This is a genomic window from Corynebacterium sp. HMSC072G08 (assembly GCF_001809185.1).
Classification (GTDB): Bacteria; Actinomycetota; Actinomycetes; order Mycobacteriales; family Mycobacteriaceae; genus Corynebacterium; species Corynebacterium phoceense.
In genome coordinates this window covers 1-18,839 of sequence record NZ_KV796416.1, presented here as the reverse complement: position 1 = coordinate 18,839, position 18,839 = coordinate 1, and the positions used below count along the sequence as shown (strand labels likewise).

Sequence of the window (18,839 nt, the reverse complement as noted above, 5' to 3'; positions counted from 1 at the left end):
CCCGGCCTAGTCGGCGTTCGTGAGCACCAGGGTGCCCGTGACCTCACCGGAGTCGAGGGCCTCGTGGGCGCGGGCGGCACGAGCAAGCGGGAACGTCGTGTGGAGTGCATGCTTGACGCGGCCATCCTCGAGCATGGGCCAGACGTTCTTCACCGTCTCGGCAACGATGGCGGCCTTGTCCGCGTGGTTGCGGCCACGCACCGTCGTGCCCTGAATGGTGAGCCGCTTGTTGAGGACGACGCCGAGGTTAATCTCGCCTTTCGTGCCGCCCTGCATACCGATGATGACCATGTGGCCGTCCACGGCGAGCGCCTTGAGGTTCTGCTTCAGGTACTTCGCGCCAATGATGTCGAGGACGACGTCGCACTGGTTCTTGAGCTCTTCAGCGAAGTCCTGCTCCTTGTAATTGATGAGGATATCCGCGCCGAGCTCGCGGCAGCGCTCGAGCTTTTCCGCCGAGCCTGCGGTAACAGCCACCGTCGCGCCGAGAGCCTTGGCGACCTGGATAGCGAAGGTGCCGATGCCGCCGCCACCGCCGTGGATGAGAATCGTCTGGCCTTCCTTGAGGCCTGCGGCCATGACGATATTCGACCATACAGTGCAGGCCACCTCGATGACGGCGGCGGTCTCTTCCAGCGTGAAGCCCTTGGGGATAGGCAGCAGCTGGCCTTCCGGCACGGCGACGAACTCGGCATAACCGCCGCCGGCGAGCAGCGCGCCGACTTCCTCGCCGACCTGGCGGTCGGTATCGCCTGCGTCAACGATGACGCCAGCGGCCTCGAGACCGATAATCTGCGACTCGCCCTTAGGCGGCGGGTACGCCCCGCGCGCCTGGAGGAGGTCCGCGCGGTTGACGCCGGCGGCCTTGACCTCGACGAGTACCTCCCCGGGCTTGAGCTCTGGCGTATCCACTTCGCCCAGTTCGAGTGAGCGGGGATCTTCTACGTCTTTCTGAATGATTGCGTGCATGCACCCCAAACTAGCGTTTTCTTCCCGCCGCGCGCCGGGCTTTCGGGGCGCTGACTTGGACTGGGGATTCTTTTAGACCGTGGGTACGTACACATTCACGCAGCTAGCGAGAAAGGAGTCAACGATGGTGACTCCGCACTTGGTGATGTGGGCGACCGCGGAGCCTGTCGTGTTCGATGCAGACGATGATGCCTCGTGTCTGCGCGTGTACCGCGAGACTGTGGGCGTCGCCTCTTACGAGGAGCTCACGCGCATCGTGAACAAAAGACATTCTGATACGCCTCTGGCCCAGGTCACTGGCGCCCGACTCGTGCGGGCCACGTGGGAGGACCGATTTTCGGAATTGCGAGGCGAGTGTGAATCGCGGCCCACGGTTTAGTAGGCTAAAGCAGTTACGTTCTGTGGTCGCTTGCGACTGCAGTTGTGACGAGGAGACGTGGCAGAGCGGCCGAATGCACTGGTCTTGAAAACCAGCGTGGGGAAACTCACCGAGGGTTCAAATCCCTCCGTCTCCGCCAATATCATTTCCCCTGGTGGCTATCCACCGGGGGTTTTGCTTTGTCTAGGCTGGTCAACGGCATAATCCATTTTGTCATTTGGGGACAGGTATAGCCACAAAATGACGTAATGAAGGGAAAGTTAAGGGAATTTTCTTCCCGTTCCGGCGACTTGGTGCCTTGGCCGAGAGGATAGGCAGCGGTCTGCAAAACCTTTGACACGGGTTCGAGTCCCGTAGGCACCTCCACTTTCCGCTGAGTCCAATAGGGCACGCGTCGCAGGCGGCTGGCAGTCCACCCTCAGGCACGCCGAGACCTCTGAGCTTCATTTCGCATCGAGCGACAGATCACACTCGATAATATCGTCATCGGGCGATATAATCGCCATATGGCTATGAAGCAACAGGACGGGGCAACCCTCGACGAGGTGGCGACGGCAGCATACGCCCACCTATTCCAAGCATTTGCAGAACCGACGAGGTTGGCGATCGTGCAGCACCTCGCCTCGGGTGAGCACCGGGTCCGCGATCTGGTCGAGCACATGGGCCTGGCCCAGTCTACGGTGAGCAAACATGTCGGCTTTCTCGTTGAGTGCGGCCTGGTGACGATGCGCCCGGAAGGGCGCTCCACCTGGTACTCGCTGACACAGCCCGAGCTCCTGCGTACCCTCATCGCCGCTGCTGAATGCCTCCTCGATGCCACCGGCACGCAGGCCCTGCACTGCACGCACCTGCGACTCCCACATATCCACCACGCGACAGATACGGAGAAGAAGTAGATATGGGGGCAGGACACAATCACGGCCCCGCCGCCAGCGAGAACGGGCACCCTGGAGATTTCCGCAAGAAACTCTGGATCGCATTCTCGATCACCGCGATGATCGTCGTTGCCCAGGCCATCGGCTCGGTCATCACCGGCAGCCTCGCACTGCTGACCGACACCGCCCATGCCATCACCGATGCCTTCGGCCTGCTGGTTGCACTGATTGCCGGGACGCTGATGCTCAAACCCGCTAACGCCAAGCGCACCTGGGGGTTCCGGCGTATCGAGGTGATCGCAGCCCTCGGGCAGTCGGCACTGCTGCTGGTGCTGGGCACGTACGCCGCCATCGAAGGCATCCGGCGACTGTTCGAGCCGCCGGAGGTGCCCGCAAGCGAACTGCTGATCTTCGGCATTATCGGCCTGGTCGCGAACACCATCGCCATCACCGTCCTCGCCTCCAGCCGCGGTTCGAACTTCAACATGCGTGCCGCGTTCCTCGAAGTCCTCAACGACGCCCTCGGCTCACTCGGAGTGATCATCGCGGCGATCGTGATCGCCACGACCGGGTTCACGCAGGCCGACGCCATCGCCGGACTGTTCATCGCCAGCCTGATCGTGCCTCGCGCGTTCAAGCTGATGCGTGAGACTATCGGCGTCCTCATGGAGTTCACTCCTAAGGGCCTCGACCTCGACAAAGTCCGCTCACACATCCTCGAACTCGACCACGTTCAGGATGTCCATGATCTGCACGCCTCCACTGTGGCGACCGGCTTACCGACCCTGACCGCCCACGTCGTCGTCGACGACGAGTGCTTTACCGACGGTCATGCCGCCCAGATGCTCCAAGAGATCAAAGACTGCGTTGCAGGACACTTCGAGGTCTCCGTTCATCACTCGACCTTCCAGATCGAGACCGAGCACATTGCCGAACATGAACCGGAAGTCAGCAAGCACTACTGAACGCAGCGCCCCCCGGGCTCGTACCGGGCGGGGGCGCCTAGTGCTGCCTAGTGTGTATGTGGGGATCGATATTCAGCGTCCTCGAGGCGTGGGGTACTCGTGGCGTTGTCCTCATCGATAATGAGGTCCCCACTGCCGTACCACGTGCGGGCGGTTACGACGAGCGGTGCTGCGGAGGTGGTCATCGCGGTATTCCTTTCGCGCGCTAGCGACGCTACCGGTAGATAACGGTGTTGGCCACTAAGAATTCTGTTCTAGCCAGGCGTTGATTCCGCCGCGCAGCGAGACGACGTTGGTGAAGCCGCGCTCGCGCAGGAGGGCCACGGCCTGGGCGGAGCGGATGCCGGAGGCGCAGTGGATGACCGCGTATTCGTCGGGGTCGAGGTCGGGGTTCTCGCCGTCGACGATGCGGTCGAGCAGGAAGTGCTCCGCGCCGGGGATGACGGAGTGCTCGCGTTCCTCGGCGGTGCGCACGTCGATCAGACGGGTGCCGAGGGGAACGGCGCGGACTTCGGGGGCATCGTCAGGCTGGGTGGGTACGGTGCCCGAGGTGACCAACGGGATGTACTCCCACGTGCCGGACAGGGCGTCGAAGTAGCCGAGCTTGCCCACGAGGGGCTCGCCGACGCCGGTGATGATTTTGAGGGCCTCGAGGGCCATGGCGGAGCCGACGATGCCCACGACGGGGCCGAGCACGCCCGCCTGCGAGCACGACGGCACGGAGCCGGGCGCGGGGGCCTCGGGGAAGACGTCTTCGTAGACGGGGCCGTGGCCAGACCAGAAGACGGACAGCTGCGCGTCGAAGCCCAGGATGGAGGCCCAGATATGGGGAATGCCCAGTTCGTGGGCGGCCCAGGAGGATAGGTAGCGCGCGTCGAAGTTGTCAGTGCCATCGAGGATGACATCCGCGCCACGCAGCTGTTCGAGCGCGGTAGCGGACTCGAGGCGGCCGAAGGTCTCGACTGTGACGGCGGGGTTGAGCGCGGCGATTTTTTCGGCCGCGGATGAGGTCTTCGGGCGTCCCACGTCCGGCGTGGCATGGATGACCTGGCGCTGCAGGTTGGACAGGGAGACCTCGTCATCGTCGAAGAGAAGGACGCGGCCTACGCCGGCGCCGGCGAGGTAAAGCAGCGCGGGGGAGCCGAGACCCCCGGCGCCGATGACCGCGACGGTGGCACGGGCAAGCTTGGCCTGGCCTTCCTCGCCCCAGAGGGCCTCCTGCCGGGCATAGCGGACGCTCATTCGAGACCTACCCAGTTGACGGAGCCGTCAGCGTGGCGTTGCTCTTTCCAGATGGGCACCTCGGCTTTGACGCGGTTGGCGCAGTCCTCGGCGGCATGGAACGCGTCAGCACGGTGCGCGGCGGCGGCGACAACCACAAAGGCTGAGTCCCCGACGCGCAAATCGCCCGTGCGGTGCGCGCACCACAGGCGGGCGTGGGGATGGGAGCTGATGACCTCAGCGGCGACGCGTTTGATTTCCGCGTCCGCGCTGGGGTGCGCAGTGTAGGTGAGCAGTTCGACGCCGCCGCGCCCGCCGTCATGGTTGCGCACGATGCCGTCGAAAGTGACGGTCGCGCCCATGGCAGGCGTTACGGTCGCGGCGACTGCCGCGGCCGTGTCGATGGTCTCGTTCGTCATAAAAGCGTCGATGACCAGGCCGGTGTGCTCTGCTACGTACTGTGGATCAGTGCTCATGCTTCCCTTCGAGCTGTTCAATGATGTGTCCCAGGATAGGCTCCAGCACCTTGACGCCGTCCTTGACCCCACCCGTCGAGCCGGGCAGTGCCATGGCGAAGGTCGTCCCGCGCGTGCCCGCGACGGTGCGCGAGAGTGGGGCGGTGGGCACGCTTGCCGATGCCGCGTAGAACGCGTGGGCAATTCCCGGCAAGGTTCGCTCGAGGTGGGCTTCGAGGGCCTCGACCGTCTGGTCATCGGGGCTGAGCCCCGTGCCACCCGAGGTGAGGATCACCGCGGGGTTCTCGGCGAAAGCCTGGTCGACAGCGGCGCGAATGTCTGCGTCGGGAACCACGGAGGCATCGGCGCACTCCAGGCCCTGCGCGCGCAGGAACTCGACGGCGATGGGGCCGGAGCGGTCCTCATACGTGCCCGCGGCGGCGCGGGTGGAGGCGACGATAACGATTCCGGTGCGTGCCATTAGATGGGGAAGACCTCAACTGGATCGCCGGCCTTGAGGTGCGCGCCAGCGGGGATGCGGATAAGGGCGGTGGCGGACATAGCCTGGGAAATGAGGTGGGAACCTGCACCCGGGAGAAGCTCGGCCTGGCCCATGCCCTCCGGCGAGTGGGAGAGCACACCGCGGCGGAACTGGTCGCGGGACTCGAGGCCGTCCACGTCCTGCATGATGCGCGAGATATACGGCGGGCGCGAGTGGCCGAGGACCGGACCGACGTAGAGACGGAAGCTCACAAGCGTGGAGACCGGGTTACCGGGCAGGCAGATGACCGGAACATCGCCCAAGTGGGCGAGGCCCTGCGGGCCGCCGGGCTGCTGAGCGACGTGGCCGAACCAGCCGTTGTCCTCGAAGACCTGGCGCACGACCTCGAATTTGCCGTGGGAGACGCCTCCGGAGGTGACGATGGCGTCCGGCTGGTAGAGACGCACGACGCCTTCCAGATCGGAGCGCAGGATGCCCGGGTCATCGTTGGTGCGTACGTAGGCGACGACCTCGATGCCGTACTCCTTGCACAGCGCGGCGATCATCGGGCCGTTGGAGTCCGGAATCTGGCCGGCAGCCAGGTTGGCGGTGCCGATCTCGGCGCCGCCGGTGACGACGACGATGCGGGCGGGGGCGTACACCTCGACCTCGGTGTAGCCCTGGCCAGCGAGCGCGGAGATAGCGGCCGGGAGCAGGCGCGTGCCGCCGGGGATGAGCAGCTTGCCTTCCTCGACGTCAGAGCCGGCCTTACGGATGTACTGGCCTTCCTTGACGGCCGGGATGGTGACGGTGCCGCCTTGTTCGACGAAGGTGGACGGCTCGCAGAATTCCACCGGCACGATGGCCTTGGTGCCCTCCGGCACCTTGGCGCCGGTCATGATCGGGGTGGCGATGCCCTCCTTGAGCGGTGTCGCAGCCGTGTCACCCGCGGCGACCGTGGCACCCACAGTGAGCGTGCCGCCAGCCGGGTCCGTGATGGCGTAGCCATCCATCTGGGAGTTATCGAAGCGCGGGGAGTTGTAGGTCGCGTTGATGGACTTGGCCAGGACCATGCCATCGGCCTCCAGCAGGGAACGCGTGACGACGTTCGGTGCGGTGACGACGGCGCGGACGGCGCTCAAGTGTTCTTCGTACGTGCGCATGGCAACTCCTTGTACAAGGGGGATCCGTGGGTGAAACCCCGGTGGGGACACATCTTCTACAAGTCTAGGCTTTTTCTCGCGTGTTCTCGGCTGGCATAGTGGGGTGCATGCTTGAGATTCATTACTTTGCCGCGGCCCGCGCCGCCGCCGGTACCGCCCAGGAGTCTGCGGAGCCCGCAGCCTCCCTGGGCGAGCTTCTCGATGCCCTCGCGGCCGCGCATACCGGCACCACCGAGGCGGGCATGACGCTTGCGCAGGTCCTCGAGCGGTGTACTTTCCTCATCGACGGCAAAAACGCCGAACGCGACGCCGTCCTCGACGGCGCCGCGCGCGTGGATATCCTCCCGCCCTTCGCCGGCGGCTAGCGCGCCCGCAGCGGGCTTGTGAAGAAATTCACCACGCCTGAGACGAGCCCGAGCACGATCGCGCCGAGGATGGCGGGCAGCCAGCCGTCGATGTCGAGGTGACCCAGCGAGGTATCGAGGGAGTTAAATGCCCACTCCGTGATGAGCAGCGCCGCGCCATTGATGACGAGCGCGAACAATCCGAGTGTGGCGCAGGTGAGGGGTGCGCCGAGGAACCGCAGCACCGGCGTGATGACGGCGTTGACGAGAACGAAGACGGCCGCGACGGCGAGGAACGTCGACGAGGAGCCCGCCTCATTGGTCGACCCGATGCCTGGCTCGCCCGGAGTGAGCGCGGGCGGCACGATGTCGATGCCGGGGACGAAAGAGACAACGACCCATAAGGCGAGGGCGACGGCGATGACGTTGAGTGCGAAGTTCCACAGGGCTTTCATGGGTGTGACACTACCGGCCGTCCCTGCGGACCGCCTGAGAAAACGCGCAGACTAGCCGCGGACGGCCTTCCACGCGGCGAGGAGCTGATCGGTCTCCTCCGGGGTCGTCACCGTGATGCGGATGCCTTCGGGGAAGGAACGCACGAGCACGCCCTGCTCGGCGAGCGCGGCGGCGAGTTCTGGGGTCTCGCCCGGCAGCCACACGAAGTTGGCCTCGGAGGGGTACGCGCCGGTGGCCTCGATGACGCGCTGGCGCTCGACGACGGCGGTATCGGTGCGCTGCTTCAGCTCATCCTGCGCGGCGAGGGAGGCGAGAGCGCCAGCCTGGGCCACGGAGTTCACGGAGAACGGGATCGCCACCTTGTTGAGGGCCTCGATCATCTCCGGCTGGCCGAAGGCGTAGCCGATGCGCAGGCCGGCCAGGCCGTAGGCCTTGGAGAAGGTGCGCAGACCCACGAGGTTGGGGTACTTCGCGATTTCCTCGGTGGCCAGCGGGGTGTCCTCGGCGCGCAGGTACTCGGTGTACGCCTCGTCGAGGGCGACGGTGATCTCGGCCGGGACCTTGGCCATGAACTCAGCGAACTCGGCGCGGGTCACGATGGAGCCGGACGGGTTATTCGGGTTGCAGATGAAGATCAGGCGTGTGCGGTCGGTGATCGCGGCGGCCATGGCCTCCAGATCCACGCCCTCGTCCTTGAGCGGGATGGCGACCGGGGTGGCGCCGTGGACCTGGGCGAAAATGGGGTAGGCCTCGAAGGAACGCCACGGAAAGACGACCTCGTCGCCGTCGGTGCAGGTGACCTGGACGAGCTGCTGGCACAGCGCGGAGGAGCCGGTGCCCACGGCAACCTGCTCGAAGGCGACGCCGAGGTGCTCGGCGAGGGCCTCGCGGATGGCAACGGCGCCCATGTCCGGGTAGCGGTTCGCGCCGGCGGCAGCTGCGGCCATGGCGTCGACGGCGGCGGGCAGCGGCGGCTGCGTGGCCTCGTTGGAGGAGAGCTTGAGGGCGTCTTCCTGGCGCTTGCCGGGGACGTAGGCGGGGAGGGAGGAAAGGTCAGGGCGAATCATTTCTATCACTCTAGTGGTTAGGTGCGGTTACGGCTTACGGGTTACGGGGTCCGCGCGGGCCGTAGTCGAATTCGGCGGTGAGCGGGCCGAAGGCCTTGAGGCCGGCGGGGGCATCGGCAGGCGGAAGGTGCAGCTCGAGGAACGCGCCGGCATCCGAGGACTCGATGGCGGCGAGCGCCTCCTCGAGTTCCTCGAAGGTCTGCGCGGAGTAGGACTTCATCGTCGTATCCGGCTTGAAGACCTGCGGCAGCGCGCCGTACGACCAGTTCTGGATGTCGTTGTACTCGTCCTCCATGCCCAGGATGTAGCGCTCGATGGTGTAGCCGCGGTTATTCATGAGTACGATGATGGGATTGAGTTCCTCGCGCAGGATGGTGGACAGCTCCTGGGCGGTGAGCTGGAAGGAACCGTCGCCGATGAAGAGGACGTGGCGGCGGCCCGGCTCAGCAAGCTGAGAGCCGAGCGTCGCGGGCAGGGTAAAGCCGATGGAGCCCCAGATGGGCGAGTTGATGTACTTGACGTTCGCGGGCAGCTGCTGGGCGCTCAGGCCGATATGCGAGGTGCCGGCCTCGGCGATGACCACGTCGTCCGCGCGGAGGAAACGTGCCATGCGCGGCCACAGCTCGGCCTGCGTGAGCGGACCGGTAGGCGCGGCGGCGCTCGTGGTCGGGGCGGGCTCGCGCGGGGTGGCGGGACGCTCGGGGGCGCGGTCGATGAGGGCATCGATAAGTTCGCGGGTGGTGAGCCCCACGAAGTACTCGCCGTCAACGCTGGCGTGCTGGTCACCGAGGTTAACCACGAGCGCGTGGTCAAGCTCGTGCGTGAACGAACCGGAGTTGACCTCGATGAAGCGCGGGTTCGTGGTCACCAGGAAGTCCGAGTGCTCGACGCGGTCCTTGACGCCGGGCGCCGAGGCCGCGCCGTTGTAGGTGCCGATGAAGAGCGGATGATTCTCGGGCAGGAGGGCCTTGCCGGAGGACATCTGGGCGAAAGGAATCTGTGCCTTCTCCGCCAGGCGCAGGAGGGGCTCGGTAAAACCGTGGCGGTCCGCGTCCTGGTCAATAAGGAGGAGTGGGTGCTCGGCGCGGGCGAGGACCTCGAGGATGCGTGCGGCCGCGGCCTCGAGGCGCTCGGGGTCGGAGGCGGGCAGGGAGGTGTCGAGCGGGGCATCGGGAGCCTCGATGGTGAGATGCGTGATGTCCGAGGGGAGCTGGATGTGGACGGGGCGCTTCTCACGCAGACAGGTGCGCAGCGCGCGATCGATTTCCTCAACGGCGTTCATGGGGGAGACGCGCACGGCGACCTCCGTGAACGGCGCGATGGCCTCGAGCATATTCGCGAAGTCGCCATCCGCGAGGGAGTGGTGGAGGTTCCAGCGGAACTCCGTGGCGTACTGCGGTGGGGCGCCGCCGATGGAGACGACCGGGATGTGCTCCGCGCGCGAGCCCGCAATGCCGTTGAGAGCGGAGAGCTCACCCACGCCGTACGTGGTAAGAAGCGCGCCGACGCCGCGCGAGCGAGCATAGCCATCCGCCGCATACGCCGCGTTGAGCTCGTTGCAGGCGCCCACGAAACGGATGCCTTCTGCGTCGCGCAGCTGTTCCAAAAAGCTCAGGTTAAAATCGCCAGGCACGCCGATGACTTCGGTAATGCCAATGTCTTTGAGACGGCGGAGGAGGAATTCGCCCACGGTTGTCTGCATGCAGTGCTCCTTTCGAGACGGTGAGTGCTGCCGTCTATTATGACGCGTTGACATAAAGGGGGCGGTCTTTTGTGTGCGCTCTTTTGTGTGCAGGGGCGGCCCTCAGGTAAAGTCTCCGTGTGATACTTTCGAGTATCTGGAGACGTGCCAGAGCGGCCGAATGGGGCTCCCTGCTAAGGAGTTGACTTACTTGCGTAGGTCCGGAGGTTCAAATCCTCTCGTCTCCGCAACTTGCATTTCCCCTGGTGAATGTTCACCGGGGGTTTTGCTTTGTCTGGGCTGGTCAACGGCATAATCCATTTTGTCATATAGTGACAGGTATAGCCACAAAATGACGCAATGAAGGGAAAGTTAAGGGAATTACCTTCCCGCCTTCCCTTGAATGGAGACACCACCATGACCACCACGAAAAAGAAGCGCCGTTCACCGCGCGACTTTGGCAAGGTAGCCAAAAAGGGTAAGCGGTTCTACGCCGATTACCTAGGCCCTGATGGTGCCCGTCATACGCCGGGACATTCCTTCCCTACGCGTATTGACGCTGATGGTTGGTTATCCGATGAACGCCGCCTTATCGACCTTGACACCTGGACACCACCCGCACAACGAAAGAAGGCCCAACAGACAGCCGCTGTTACCGTTGGTGAATGGTTAAACACCTTCCATGACGGTTTAACGCGCCGGGTTAATCCTCTAAAGCCGTCCACCATGCAGAACTACCGCCGCGTGGTGAAGGTGCGCATAACGGCCCCCTATGGCCGTGGCGCTAATGATCCTGATGTTACGTTCCTCAAAGACGTGAAGCTGGTAGAGCTTACAAAGGCCGATGTTCACCGATGGTGGGATGGTCTACGTCGCAACTACTCGGAGCAGGGCGCGAATGTGAGTATGCAAGCCTACAAACGCCTGAAGGCCGCGTGCGCTGAAGCCGTTGAACGTGAGCTAATCCCCACTAACCCCGTATCTGTTCGTGGCGCTAGCCATGTTCCGATCCCCAAAGAGAAGTACCTGCCTACGGACAAAGAGATAACCGACATCCTGGACGCTATCCCGGCGCGATACAGGGTGCTTACGTCGCTGATATTGCACCACGGGTTGCGCATTGGTGAAGCCTTGGCCTTGGAGACACGCCACGTCACGGTAACCCTGCGTGAAGGCGCGTCTATGCCCTCCGTGACTGTCACCGTGGAACAGAACGCCCAACGCATAACAGACGATGGTCATAACTACATGATGGTTCAGACACCAAAGACAAAGGCCGGGTTTAGGACTATCCCCATCATGGCTACTGATGTTCCCTACTTCCTTGACCACTTGGAGAAGTACGTAAGCGATAATGACACCGTATTGCGCTTTGATATGCACGGTAAACGTGGCAACTTCCCGGCGCGCCTGTTAACCACAACGTCAACGGGCAACATGCTTTTGGACACGTCTTACAGATCTGCCCTTCAACGCGCGGTAGCAAAGGCCGGGGCTAATCCTGCAATTCACCCGCACGCGGGCCGTCGTTGGTTGATTACCCGCTTGGCAGAACAGGGTGCCCACCTCAAAGAGATTGGGCAGTTGTTAGGGCAGGACGATTACGACACGATTATGGACGCGTATATGAGTGTTCGAGCGGAACGCACAACGTCTTTGATGGAGAAGGTAGCTAACACGTTGGAGGGTGACAATGAGTAATTGGTCATGGCGTGATAGTGAGCTGGAGAAGGCTGTACGCCGGGGCAAAGGCACGTTGCCAGTCGTCTTTATCGTGGATAACAAGGGTCGTAAGTTGGGGCGGTTCATGGTTAATAATCCTTCCCCACAGAACGCCTATCAACGGTTTAGCATGCTATCTATGGTGTCTAAGTCTGGGAATATTACCGGGGCGACGGAGCTAACAGACGAAGGTAAACAGGCACTTGAACAGTGGCATAAAGACAACCCTAGGGGCGGGCATGTTCCCAATTGGATTGTTGACACCGCAATGACGGTTTACACCTTCCCACAGTTCAGCGCCACCAAAGAAGAACTACATGAAGTCTTTGTGAAGCTAGTGTGTGCCGGGATACATGAGATTGAAGTCAACCGATTACGCCGCATTCTCAGAAAGTAACTATTGCAACCCATCGTTGAATGGTTTAAGATCCATTGTGTGCTGCCTAGTGAGTGCAACCCGTTCGACCGAAGCTAGGCCAGACACCCTACGGGAGGTGCAGTAGCAAACACGGGGGATGGTAGAGACTCCACTACCCGATACAGTCAACCGACTGTTCGTAGTTCACGGGCCAATTGTGGCCCTATCTACGCATGCCCAATTATGGGCGTGATTGGGAGTAACCAATATGTCTACCGCAACCATTACCGCGCCGTCCAAGGCCTACGTGTCCTTGAATGAAGCCGCCGATTATGTGGGGGTAAGCCCACGAACGATCCGACGATGGATCGCACAACAACACCTTCCCGCTTACAGGCCGTCACCGCGTGCCCTACGCCTGAAACTATCGGATATTGATTCCTTCATGGAGTCCACCGCGACGAACCGTTGGGCAGGTGAGACCCGTGCAAAGTAAGTCCGTACTCACGATGGAGAAGTGGATCGAACTTGAGACCAAGCTGTTTGACAACAATGACCACTTGAAGCGCATGCACACTTACGCACGACAGAACTTTGTTCAACCCGTGCCCTTCCTGGTCTCTAGCCTTATCAAAATACTTGCCTGTGTGCCCCCTGGAACGCCGATAAGCGCCGGGGCGGGTAACACTGTCCCCAACATGTTCTTAGCCCTTTACGCCAAGCCTGGTAGCGGCAAAGACAGGGCCATGAATTTAGTCGAGGAAGGCATTAGGGCAACCTGGAATGGGCAACCTTGGGAACCGCTGTACTACGCGCCGGGATCGGGTGAAGGAATTATGACAGCCTTCCTATCTGAAGGTAGTCCAATAGATCGTGGCGTGATATTTCAGGACTCGGAGATCGGATTCCTTGAAACGCTTATGGGGCGGCAAGGTGCCACTACTCGCCAAATGCTAATGAAAGTATTTTCAGGTAATCGGCTTGGAACAACGAACCGTGGAGCCGTTGACGAAGTCCCCCCAAACAGTTACGTCGGGTGCCTGATGGTAGGTGTTCAACCGGATAAAGCCCAAGTTCTAGTGGACTCACAGGTTGACGATGGTCTTGCACATAGATTCCTATGGACTGAAGTCCTTGACCCCACTCGCCCTGACGAATTTGACGATGGAGCACAACCTGTTGAGCTGGACGACATTGTGATTCCAAAAGATATTCAAACGAAGGGCTTTACCTTCCCGCAACGAGCTATCAACGAAACGCGGGCAATCATGAACGAGCAATTGAAGTATGGAGGTAGTGAAGATGGACGCGGCCACCGTAATCTCATGCGCATTAGGATCGCGGCAGGTTTCGCCCTGTTGGACTCGCGAACGAATGTAAAGGTTAACGATTGGGAGCGCGCCGGGGCACTGTTGGACTACTCGGATACAGTGCGCGCCGGGGTTGTCCAACACTTTAATAACATGACAGCTCAACGGGCTATGGAGTACGCACAATGGGAAGAAGATAGGGCTGACGCACGTGACGTGACCCGGCGTAAACGGCTATACCGCAACTTCATTAACTACCTGTGGGGAAGTGACGACAGCTGGGAAGGCGACGAACTGCAAACGCTCTCGGAGTACCGCACGAACTCCGTGCGTCATGACCAACGAAAGATGTTTGACTCCATGATTGACGAACTGGCAGAACAGGACGTAATACGTCTATCCATCGTCAACGGGAAGAAGTATCCACAAAGGGGAATTAACTTCCCTGATAGTCCCCCGGCATAGTTCCCGGCGTACCGCAGTGTCCAACCCGTCCAACCCGTACAAGTGCAGGTGGGCGGGTATTTTCGTGCGTCCAACCGCCGTCCAACCTGTACAACCCGCAATTGTCCAACTTGGACACGGAAAACAGCCCCTAACCTTGGCTTGGACACTTGGACAACTTGGACACCCTGTTACTGCAAAGTCTGCCCGGGCGGGATTGCAAAATTCGGAATTTCCAAAAAATTCAAACCATGAATCGGAACCATCCCCTGCGCCGGGTTGCACTGTCACCACTTCCCGGCGCGCCACCATGCCCTACCCGTCGCACCTTCCCACTGAAGGCGGCGGGCATTTCCATGAGACCACCCCCTGCCCCCGATCCCCTGCCCTGGTACTTTTGCGCACGAACCCATAGGGCAACCCGCTGTCTGTACGGGATCCTAGTTTCTGATAGTGAAGGCATTGGCTGTCATGGGTGGTACAGATAGGCCAGAAAAGCGCTGAAGCCGTCTAAAGCGTTGAAGGGGGTAAGGGTATGCCCTACGTCCCTCCATCGCCTTAAACGGCCATATATCGCGCCGGGTTTAGGCCCTATCGGTGCTCTTTGCCTTGATTCCTGCCAAGTAGCCAATCAACACCGCGTCACGAATGAAGTTGCCGTTGGGCAGGTCACAGATCGTGTCACCGTCCAAGCTGTCTAACGTGACGATGGTAGCCGCGCCCAACTCCTCCATCATGGCGTTGACGGTCTCGGAGTTGAGCGCGGGGAACGCCGCCGCGTCGCTAACTAGAATGATGGGCGATGAAACTTCCCGGCGCGCCGTGGTGTTCGTCATGGTGATAATCCTTCCGGTTGGGGTGAAAGTGGGGGTATGAAGGGAAAGTTAAGGGAATTACCTTCCCTAACTATCCTCGGAAACATGCCATGACCTGCCTAAACACGGTTTTAGTTGCGTAATCCTCTCGTCTCCGCCACTCAACCCCCGGTTCTCGCCGGGGGTTATCGCATGTGTGGGCCAAGGCGCCACGCGCGTCGAGGAAACTGCGTCACATAACTAGGCGGCGGGAACGCGCTGGGGTTAGGATCGGCTGGTGAAAATCTCGTGGCTTGGACCCGCGCGGCTCACCGCGGTCGGGTTTATGGCTCTCATCTTGACGGGCACGCTGTTGCTCATGTTGCCCATCTCGGCGCATGTGCCGCACTGGACGCCGTTTCTTCCGGCATTTTTTACGGCGACCTCGGCGGTGTCGCTCACCGGGCTCATCGTTGAGGACACCGGTTCGTACTGGACACATTTCGGCCAGTGCGTCATCCTGGCGCTCATCCAGCTGGGCGGTTTGGGCATCATGTCGCTCGCGTCGCTGTCGGGCATGCTGCTTACCGGGCGGGTGAGCCTCAAGGCGCGTGCCGCGGGCGCGGCGGAGGGACGCCCCATCGTCGAAGGCGGCATTCGGCGCACGCTCACGTTTACCTTTCTCTTCACTTTCGCGGCGGAGGCGGCCGTGGCGCTCGTCGTGGGTGTGCGCGGCATGGTGCACTACGGCTGGACCGGGCCGCAGGCGGTGTGGGAAGGCACGTTTCACGCGGTCTCCGCATTCAATAACGCGGGTTTTTCCACGTACTCGGATAATCTCGTGGGTTTTGCCGCGGACCCGTGGATTCTGCTGCCGCTGGCGGCGGCGATCATCGGCGGCGGTCTCGGCTATCCGGTTCACGCGGAGTTCCTGCGCCGCGTCCGCGCGCGGCTTACGGTGCGCGCACGCGTCCACCATGCATCGGTGACCGCGCGCATGACCTTGTGGGCATCTGCGGTGCTGGTCGTGGGGGGGACGGCGTTCATGTGGGCATCGGAAAGCCGGGGCGTCCTGGCGGGGATGCCGGCGGGGCAGCGGCTGCTCAATGCTTTCTTCATGGCGGTCTCGCCGCGCACGGCGGGCTTCAATGCGATTGATTATGGCCAGGCGCACCCGGTGACGCTCATGGGGACGGATGTCCTTATGTACATCGGCGGCGGCTCGGCGGGTACGGCCGGCGGCATCAAGGTCACGACGGCGTGTGTGCTCCTTGCGGCGATGGTGGCGGAATTTCGCGGCCGTGATGACGTCGCCATCGGACACCGGCGCATCCCCACTGCGGCGGTGCGCCAAGCGCTGGTGCTGGCATTCTTCGGAATCGCCGTCATTGCGGTGGGCGTGGGCCTGTTGCGCGCCTTCGACCCGCAGTTCACCGCGGACCAGGTCATGCTGGAGGTGACCTCCGCGTTTGCGACGGTGGGCTTGTCCACCGGCATTACCGCGTCGCTGAGTGCGCCGTCCCAAATTATCCTGTGTTTCATTATGTATCTGGGCCGCGTCGGCCCCACCACACTCATCGCGGCGCTCGCCGCGCGCGCGGTCACGCAGCGCTTTAGCTACCCCGAGGAAAGGCCCTTCATTGGTTAATATTTTTGGTTCCCGGAAGACCATCGACATCGCACCCGTCGTGGTCGTGGGCCTCGGCCGCTTCGGCCACGCGTTGGCCCGCGAGCTCATGGACCATGGCGTGGAGGTGCTCGGCATCGACGCTTCGGACAAGTTGGTGCGCGAGATGGCGCCCGAGCTCACGCAGACCGTCCAGGCAGATACTTCCGATGCCGCCGTGCTCACGCAGCTCGGCATCGACGAGGTCGAGCGGGCCGTTGTCGCCATCGGCTCGGACGTGGAGGCCTCTATCTTGACGGCCTCGAATTTGGTGGAGCTGGGCGTGCGCGACGTGTGGGCGAAGGCAGACTCGGAGGCGCACGCGCGCATCCTGCTCAAAATCGGTGTCCATCACGTCATCCGCCCAGAACGCGATACCGGTCGGCGCATCGCGCACCTCCTGTCCGGCCGCTTCGAGGATTTTGCGGAGATCGCGCAGGACTACGGCGTGACCAAGCTCGTGCCGCCCGCGTGCGTGCAGGGCACGCCGCTCGACCTGGCCAAGGTGCTGCGCGAGTACAAGGTGCAGCTGGTCTCCGTGCGCACGCTGGGGCGGTGGCTGCCGCTTACTGATGGCCGCGAGCTCACGGCGAACGACCTCATCGTGGCGGCGGGCTCGCCGGCGGCGTTGGAGAAGTTCACGGAAGGATAAGCTGCGGCGCCGGCTACAACTCGACCGGCCAGTGGTGGGGATACCGCTTCCTGTGCGCCCTGCGGTCGATCGATGGCCTGCGGGGCGCACGCCTGTCTGCCGCGTTAGACTGCGGGGCATGAGCAACCCTGACAAGCGTTTCCCGCGCGCCGTCTACGGGCGTGGCGAGGAGCCGGACCCGCGCTTTAGCCTGGCCAATGAACGGACGTTCCTCGCGTGGACGCGCACGGCGCTCGCGTTCATTGCTGGCGGCGTGGCGTTGCGCGCCTTCGAGCTCGACTTGCCGGACCGCGTGACCGGCGCGGTGAGCGTCGTCATGCTCATCGCGGCGCTCGTGCTGCCGGTAGCCGCGTGGTTGCACTGGGCGCGTTGCGAGCGTGCCATGCGTGAGGGAACACCGCTGCCGGGCAGCTTCGCGCTACCGGTGTTGATCCTCGCCGTCCTCGTCATCGCGGGCATCCTGCTGTACGGAGAAACCCGTGCCTAGCGCGCTCTTTGATGCTGGCCTGCAACCGGAGCGCACCCGCCTGTCGTGGCAGCGCACGGCGCTCGCGGCGGTCGGCGCGCTGCTGCTTACGCTGCGCGCGGCGGGGTTCGCGGTCTCGTGGGCGCTCGTCCTCGTCGCCATTGCCGCGGGCGGCCTGTATCTCGCTGCGCGGGCGCGCGCCGGTGCCGTGGACCGCCGACTCGCGGCGGGTGAGGGTCTGCCGGGGGCGGGAACCTTGGCGGGGCTCGCGGGGTTGACGGTGGGGTTGGCACTGCTTGGCCTGGTCTCGCTGTAAGCGGGCACAATGGGGCGCATGTACACGATTGCTGTTATCGCCGGTGATGGAATCGGCACCGAAGTTATGCCCGAAGGCCTGCGCGTCCTGCGCGCGGCGGCTGAAAAATTCGACCTGGAGATCGAGTTCACCGAGTTCGATTGGTCCTCGGCGGAGTACTACCAGCGCACCGGAAAGATGTTGCCGGACGATTGGAAGGCGCAGCTGGGTGGTTGTGACGCCATCTACTTCGGTGCCGTAGGCTGGCCGGATGTCGTCCCTGATCATGTGAGCCTCTGGGGTTCGCTCCTCCAGTTCCGCCGCGAGTTCGATCAGTACATCAATCTGCGTCCGGTGAAGCTACTCGCCGGCGTGCCCTCGCCGCTCGCAGGCCGTGAGCCCGGCGATATCGATTTCTGGGTCGTGCGCGAGAACACCGAAGGCGAATACTCCTCCGTGGGCGGCACGATGTTCCCGGACACGGATCGCGAGACCGTCATCCAGGAAACTGTCATGACCCGCACTGGCGTCGACCGCGTCTTGAAATACGCCTTCGATCTCGCGCAGCGTCGCGACGCCAAGCATCTCACGTCCGCGACGAAATCGAATGGCATTGCCATCACCATGCCGTATTGGGATTCCCGCGTTGAAGCCATGGCGGAGAATTACCCGGAAATAAGCGTGGATAAATATCACATCGACATCCTCACGGCCCAGTTCGTCATGCACCCGGACCGCTTCGACGTGGTGGTCGCCTCCAACCTCTTCGGTGACATTTTGTCCGATCTCGGCCCGGCCTGCACCGGCACCATTGGCATCGCGCCGTCAGGCAATATCAATCCCACGGGCGAGTTCCCCTCCCTCTTCGAGCCCGTCCACGGATCGGCCCCAGACATCGCTGGCCAGGGGATTGCCAATCCCATCGGCCAGATTTGGGCCGGCGCGATGATGCTCGATCACCTCGGCGAGCGCGAGGCTGCCGATGCCGTCATCGCGGCCTTCGAGTCCGTCCTCGCCGAGGGCCAGGGTTTGACGCCCGATATGGGGGCTCTTCCGGTTTTAGAGTGCATTGATTT

General features: G+C 62.7%; 22 protein-coding genes and 3 tRNA genes. 15 read left to right on the top strand and 10 right to left on the bottom strand.

All coding sequences use genetic code 11. From position 1 onward, the window contains the following. Positions 1–6: 6 nt before the first annotated feature. Positions 7–969, bottom strand: a complete 963-nt coding sequence (locus tag HMPREF2559_RS04635; RefSeq protein WP_070539700.1) for an NAD(P)H-quinone oxidoreductase — start codon at positions 967–969, stop codon at positions 7–9. Positions 970–1,399: 430 nt separating this feature from the next. On the opposite strand from HMPREF2559_RS04635, the gene HMPREF2559_RS04625 reads away from it, so the two are divergent. The 4 genes from HMPREF2559_RS04625 (at position 1,400) to HMPREF2559_RS04610 (ending at position 3,188) form a co-directional block, all read left to right on the top strand. Continuing rightward, a tRNA-Ser gene (locus HMPREF2559_RS04625) sits at positions 1,400–1,487 on the top strand. Between the two features lie 153 nt (positions 1,488–1,640). Next, positions 1,641–1,714 (top strand) — tRNA-Cys (locus tag HMPREF2559_RS04620). Positions 1,715–1,854: 140 nt separating this feature from the next. After that, on the top strand, positions 1,855–2,244 hold the full coding sequence (locus tag HMPREF2559_RS04615; protein WP_066513237.1) for an ArsR/SmtB family transcription factor: 390 nt from the start codon (positions 1,855–1,857) through the stop codon (positions 2,242–2,244). 2 nt (positions 2,245–2,246) lie between these two features. Next, positions 2,247–3,188, top strand: coding sequence for a cation diffusion facilitator family transporter (locus tag HMPREF2559_RS04610; protein WP_070539698.1), 942 nt, complete (start codon positions 2,247–2,249; stop codon positions 3,186–3,188). Positions 3,189–3,235: 47 nt separating this feature from the next. On the opposite strand, the gene HMPREF2559_RS12960 is transcribed toward HMPREF2559_RS04610, so the two are convergent. The 5 genes from HMPREF2559_RS12960 to glp are packed head-to-tail and all read right to left on the bottom strand — an operon-like array spanning position 3,236 to position 6,508. Then, positions 3,236–3,373: a hypothetical protein gene (locus tag HMPREF2559_RS12960; protein ID WP_168162231.1), complete on the bottom strand. Its 138-nt coding sequence runs from the start codon at positions 3,371–3,373 to the stop codon at positions 3,236–3,238. A 55-nt stretch (positions 3,374–3,428) separates the two neighbouring features. After that, complete coding sequence (locus HMPREF2559_RS04605; RefSeq protein ID WP_070539696.1) at positions 3,429–4,430, bottom strand: ThiF family adenylyltransferase; 1,002 nt, start codon at positions 4,428–4,430, stop codon at positions 3,429–3,431. Continuing rightward, positions 4,427–4,885 (bottom strand): molybdenum cofactor biosynthesis protein MoaE, encoded by a 459-nt coding sequence (locus HMPREF2559_RS04600; RefSeq protein ID WP_070539694.1) that lies wholly within the window; start codon positions 4,883–4,885, stop codon positions 4,427–4,429. Before HMPREF2559_RS04600 ends, HMPREF2559_RS04605 begins: the two co-directional genes overlap by 4 nt. Then, positions 4,875–5,345: a MogA/MoaB family molybdenum cofactor biosynthesis protein gene (locus HMPREF2559_RS04595; RefSeq protein ID WP_070539692.1), complete on the bottom strand. Its 471-nt coding sequence runs from the start codon at positions 5,343–5,345 to the stop codon at positions 4,875–4,877. Before HMPREF2559_RS04595 ends, HMPREF2559_RS04600 begins: the two co-directional genes overlap by 11 nt. After that, positions 5,345–6,508: a molybdopterin molybdotransferase MoeA gene (gene glp / locus HMPREF2559_RS04590; RefSeq protein ID WP_070539690.1), complete on the bottom strand. Its 1,164-nt coding sequence runs from the start codon at positions 6,506–6,508 to the stop codon at positions 5,345–5,347. The genes HMPREF2559_RS04595 and glp overlap by 1 nt, the downstream gene beginning before the upstream one ends. 107 nt (positions 6,509–6,615) lie before the next feature. On the opposite strand from glp, the gene HMPREF2559_RS04585 reads away from it, so the two are divergent. Further along, on the top strand, positions 6,616–6,873 hold the full coding sequence (locus HMPREF2559_RS04585; RefSeq protein ID WP_066485938.1) for a MoaD/ThiS family protein: 258 nt from the start codon (positions 6,616–6,618) through the stop codon (positions 6,871–6,873). Here the strand turns inward: HMPREF2559_RS04585 and HMPREF2559_RS04580 are convergent. From HMPREF2559_RS04580 to HMPREF2559_RS04570, 3 genes are read right to left on the bottom strand one after another with little or no spacing between them, the layout of a single operon-like run. Further along, positions 6,870–7,307 (bottom strand): phage holin family protein, encoded by a 438-nt coding sequence (locus HMPREF2559_RS04580; RefSeq protein WP_066485946.1) that lies wholly within the window; start codon positions 7,305–7,307, stop codon positions 6,870–6,872. The genes HMPREF2559_RS04585 and HMPREF2559_RS04580 overlap by 4 nt on opposite strands. 51 nt (positions 7,308–7,358) lie before the next feature. After that, positions 7,359–8,375 carry a histidinol-phosphate transaminase gene (gene hisC / locus HMPREF2559_RS04575; protein WP_066485951.1) on the bottom strand — a complete coding sequence of 339 codons (1,017 nt, stop codon included), beginning with the start codon at positions 8,373–8,375 and terminating at the stop codon, positions 7,359–7,361. A gap of 34 nt (positions 8,376–8,409) precedes the next feature. After that, the gene (locus tag HMPREF2559_RS04570; protein WP_066513225.1) at positions 8,410–10,077 is read right to left on the bottom strand and encodes an alpha-keto acid decarboxylase family protein; all 1,668 of its coding nucleotides are present in this window, start codon (positions 10,075–10,077) and stop codon (positions 8,410–8,412) included. Between the two features lie 138 nt (positions 10,078–10,215). Here HMPREF2559_RS04570 and HMPREF2559_RS04565 point away from each other — a divergent pair. The 5 genes from HMPREF2559_RS04565 to HMPREF2559_RS04550 all read left to right on the top strand — a co-directional run bounded on the left by HMPREF2559_RS04565 (position 10,216) and on the right by HMPREF2559_RS04550 (position 13,911). After that, positions 10,216–10,304: transfer RNA gene (locus HMPREF2559_RS04565), tRNA-Ser, on the top strand. A gap of 169 nt (positions 10,305–10,473) precedes the next feature. After that, complete coding sequence (locus HMPREF2559_RS04560) at positions 10,474–11,757, top strand: tyrosine-type recombinase/integrase (RefSeq protein ID WP_070539688.1); 1,284 nt, start codon at positions 10,474–10,476, stop codon at positions 11,755–11,757. Beyond that, positions 11,750–12,175, top strand: a complete 426-nt coding sequence (locus HMPREF2559_RS04555; protein WP_070539685.1) for a hypothetical protein — start codon at positions 11,750–11,752, stop codon at positions 12,173–12,175. Before HMPREF2559_RS04560 ends, HMPREF2559_RS04555 begins: the two co-directional genes overlap by 8 nt. Positions 12,176–12,404: 229 nt before the next feature. Then, positions 12,405–12,632, top strand: a complete 228-nt coding sequence (locus tag HMPREF2559_RS13485; protein ID WP_083297775.1) for a helix-turn-helix domain-containing protein — start codon at positions 12,405–12,407, stop codon at positions 12,630–12,632. Positions 12,633–12,645: 13 nt separating this feature from the next. Continuing rightward, positions 12,646–13,911: a hypothetical protein gene (locus tag HMPREF2559_RS04550; protein WP_083297774.1), complete on the top strand. Its 1,266-nt coding sequence runs from the start codon at positions 12,646–12,648 to the stop codon at positions 13,909–13,911. Between the two features lie 563 nt (positions 13,912–14,474). On the opposite strand, the gene HMPREF2559_RS04545 is transcribed toward HMPREF2559_RS04550, so the two are convergent. Then, the gene (locus HMPREF2559_RS04545; RefSeq protein WP_070539681.1) at positions 14,475–14,726 is read right to left on the bottom strand and encodes a hypothetical protein; all 252 of its coding nucleotides are present in this window, start codon (positions 14,724–14,726) and stop codon (positions 14,475–14,477) included. 304 nt (positions 14,727–15,030) lie between these two features. On the opposite strand from HMPREF2559_RS04545, the gene HMPREF2559_RS04540 reads away from it, so the two are divergent. The 5 genes from HMPREF2559_RS04540 to HMPREF2559_RS04520 form a co-directional block, all read left to right on the top strand. Beyond that, positions 15,031–16,332, top strand: coding sequence for a TrkH family potassium uptake protein (locus tag HMPREF2559_RS04540; RefSeq protein WP_210387028.1), 1,302 nt, complete (start codon positions 15,031–15,033; stop codon positions 16,330–16,332). Continuing rightward, complete coding sequence (locus tag HMPREF2559_RS04535) at positions 16,325–17,002, top strand: potassium channel family protein (RefSeq protein ID WP_070539677.1); 678 nt, start codon at positions 16,325–16,327, stop codon at positions 17,000–17,002. Before HMPREF2559_RS04540 ends, HMPREF2559_RS04535 begins: the two co-directional genes overlap by 8 nt. 118 nt (positions 17,003–17,120) lie before the next feature. Next, positions 17,121–17,489, top strand: coding sequence for a YidH family protein (locus HMPREF2559_RS04530; protein WP_066485977.1), 369 nt, complete (start codon positions 17,121–17,123; stop codon positions 17,487–17,489). Further along, positions 17,482–17,784 (top strand): DUF202 domain-containing protein, encoded by a 303-nt coding sequence (locus HMPREF2559_RS04525; RefSeq protein WP_066485979.1) that lies wholly within the window; start codon positions 17,482–17,484, stop codon positions 17,782–17,784. The genes HMPREF2559_RS04530 and HMPREF2559_RS04525 overlap by 8 nt, the downstream gene beginning before the upstream one ends. Before the next feature lie 9 nt (positions 17,785–17,793). Next, on the top strand, positions 17,794–18,839 hold a 1,046-nt coding region (locus HMPREF2559_RS04520), incomplete at its 3' end, for a tartrate dehydrogenase (protein ID WP_070539716.1).

Bases quoted from the DNA above. Each gene is read 5' to 3' on its own strand.
- HMPREF2559_RS04550 (WP_083297774.1), top strand. From the start codon at position 12,646: ATGGAGAAGTGGATCGAACTTGAGACCAAGCTGTTTGACAACAATGAC.
- HMPREF2559_RS04635 (WP_070539700.1), bottom strand. From the start codon at position 969: ATGCACGCAATCATTCAGAAAGACGTAGAAGATCCCCGCTCACTCGAA.
- HMPREF2559_RS04585 (WP_066485938.1), top strand. From the start codon at position 6,616: ATGCTTGAGATTCATTACTTTGCCGCGGCCCGCGCCGCCGCCGGTACC.
- HMPREF2559_RS04605 (WP_070539696.1), bottom strand. From the start codon at position 4,430: ATGAGCGTCCGCTATGCCCGGCAGGAGGCCCTCTGGGGCGAGGAAGGC.
- hisC (WP_066485951.1), bottom strand. From the start codon at position 8,375: ATGATTCGCCCTGACCTTTCCTCCCTCCCCGCCTACGTCCCCGGCAAG.
- HMPREF2559_RS04600 (WP_070539694.1), bottom strand. From the start codon at position 4,885: ATGAGCACTGATCCACAGTACGTAGCAGAGCACACCGGCCTGGTCATC.
- HMPREF2559_RS13485 (WP_083297775.1), top strand. From the start codon at position 12,405: ATGTCTACCGCAACCATTACCGCGCCGTCCAAGGCCTACGTGTCCTTG.
- HMPREF2559_RS04610 (WP_070539698.1), top strand. From the start codon at position 2,247: ATGGGGGCAGGACACAATCACGGCCCCGCCGCCAGCGAGAACGGGCAC.
- HMPREF2559_RS04545 (WP_070539681.1), bottom strand. From the start codon at position 14,726: ATGACGAACACCACGGCGCGCCGGGAAGTTTCATCGCCCATCATTCTA.
- HMPREF2559_RS04555 (WP_070539685.1), top strand. From the start codon at position 11,750: ATGAGTAATTGGTCATGGCGTGATAGTGAGCTGGAGAAGGCTGTACGC.
- HMPREF2559_RS04560 (WP_070539688.1), top strand. From the start codon at position 10,474: ATGACCACCACGAAAAAGAAGCGCCGTTCACCGCGCGACTTTGGCAAG.
- HMPREF2559_RS04595 (WP_070539692.1), bottom strand. From the start codon at position 5,345: ATGGCACGCACCGGAATCGTTATCGTCGCCTCCACCCGCGCCGCCGCG.
- HMPREF2559_RS04615 (WP_066513237.1), top strand. From the start codon at position 1,855: ATGGCTATGAAGCAACAGGACGGGGCAACCCTCGACGAGGTGGCGACG.
- HMPREF2559_RS04540 (WP_210387028.1), top strand. From the start codon at position 15,031: ATGGCTCTCATCTTGACGGGCACGCTGTTGCTCATGTTGCCCATCTCG.
- HMPREF2559_RS04580 (WP_066485946.1), bottom strand. From the start codon at position 7,307: ATGAAAGCCCTGTGGAACTTCGCACTCAACGTCATCGCCGTCGCCCTC.
- HMPREF2559_RS12960 (WP_168162231.1), bottom strand. From the start codon at position 3,373: ATGACCACCTCCGCAGCACCGCTCGTCGTAACCGCCCGCACGTGGTAC.
- HMPREF2559_RS04570 (WP_066513225.1), bottom strand. From the start codon at position 10,077: ATGCAGACAACCGTGGGCGAATTCCTCCTCCGCCGTCTCAAAGACATT.
- HMPREF2559_RS04530 (WP_066485977.1), top strand. From the start codon at position 17,121: ATGAGCAACCCTGACAAGCGTTTCCCGCGCGCCGTCTACGGGCGTGGC.
- glp (WP_070539690.1), bottom strand. From the start codon at position 6,508: ATGCGCACGTACGAAGAACACTTGAGCGCCGTCCGCGCCGTCGTCACC.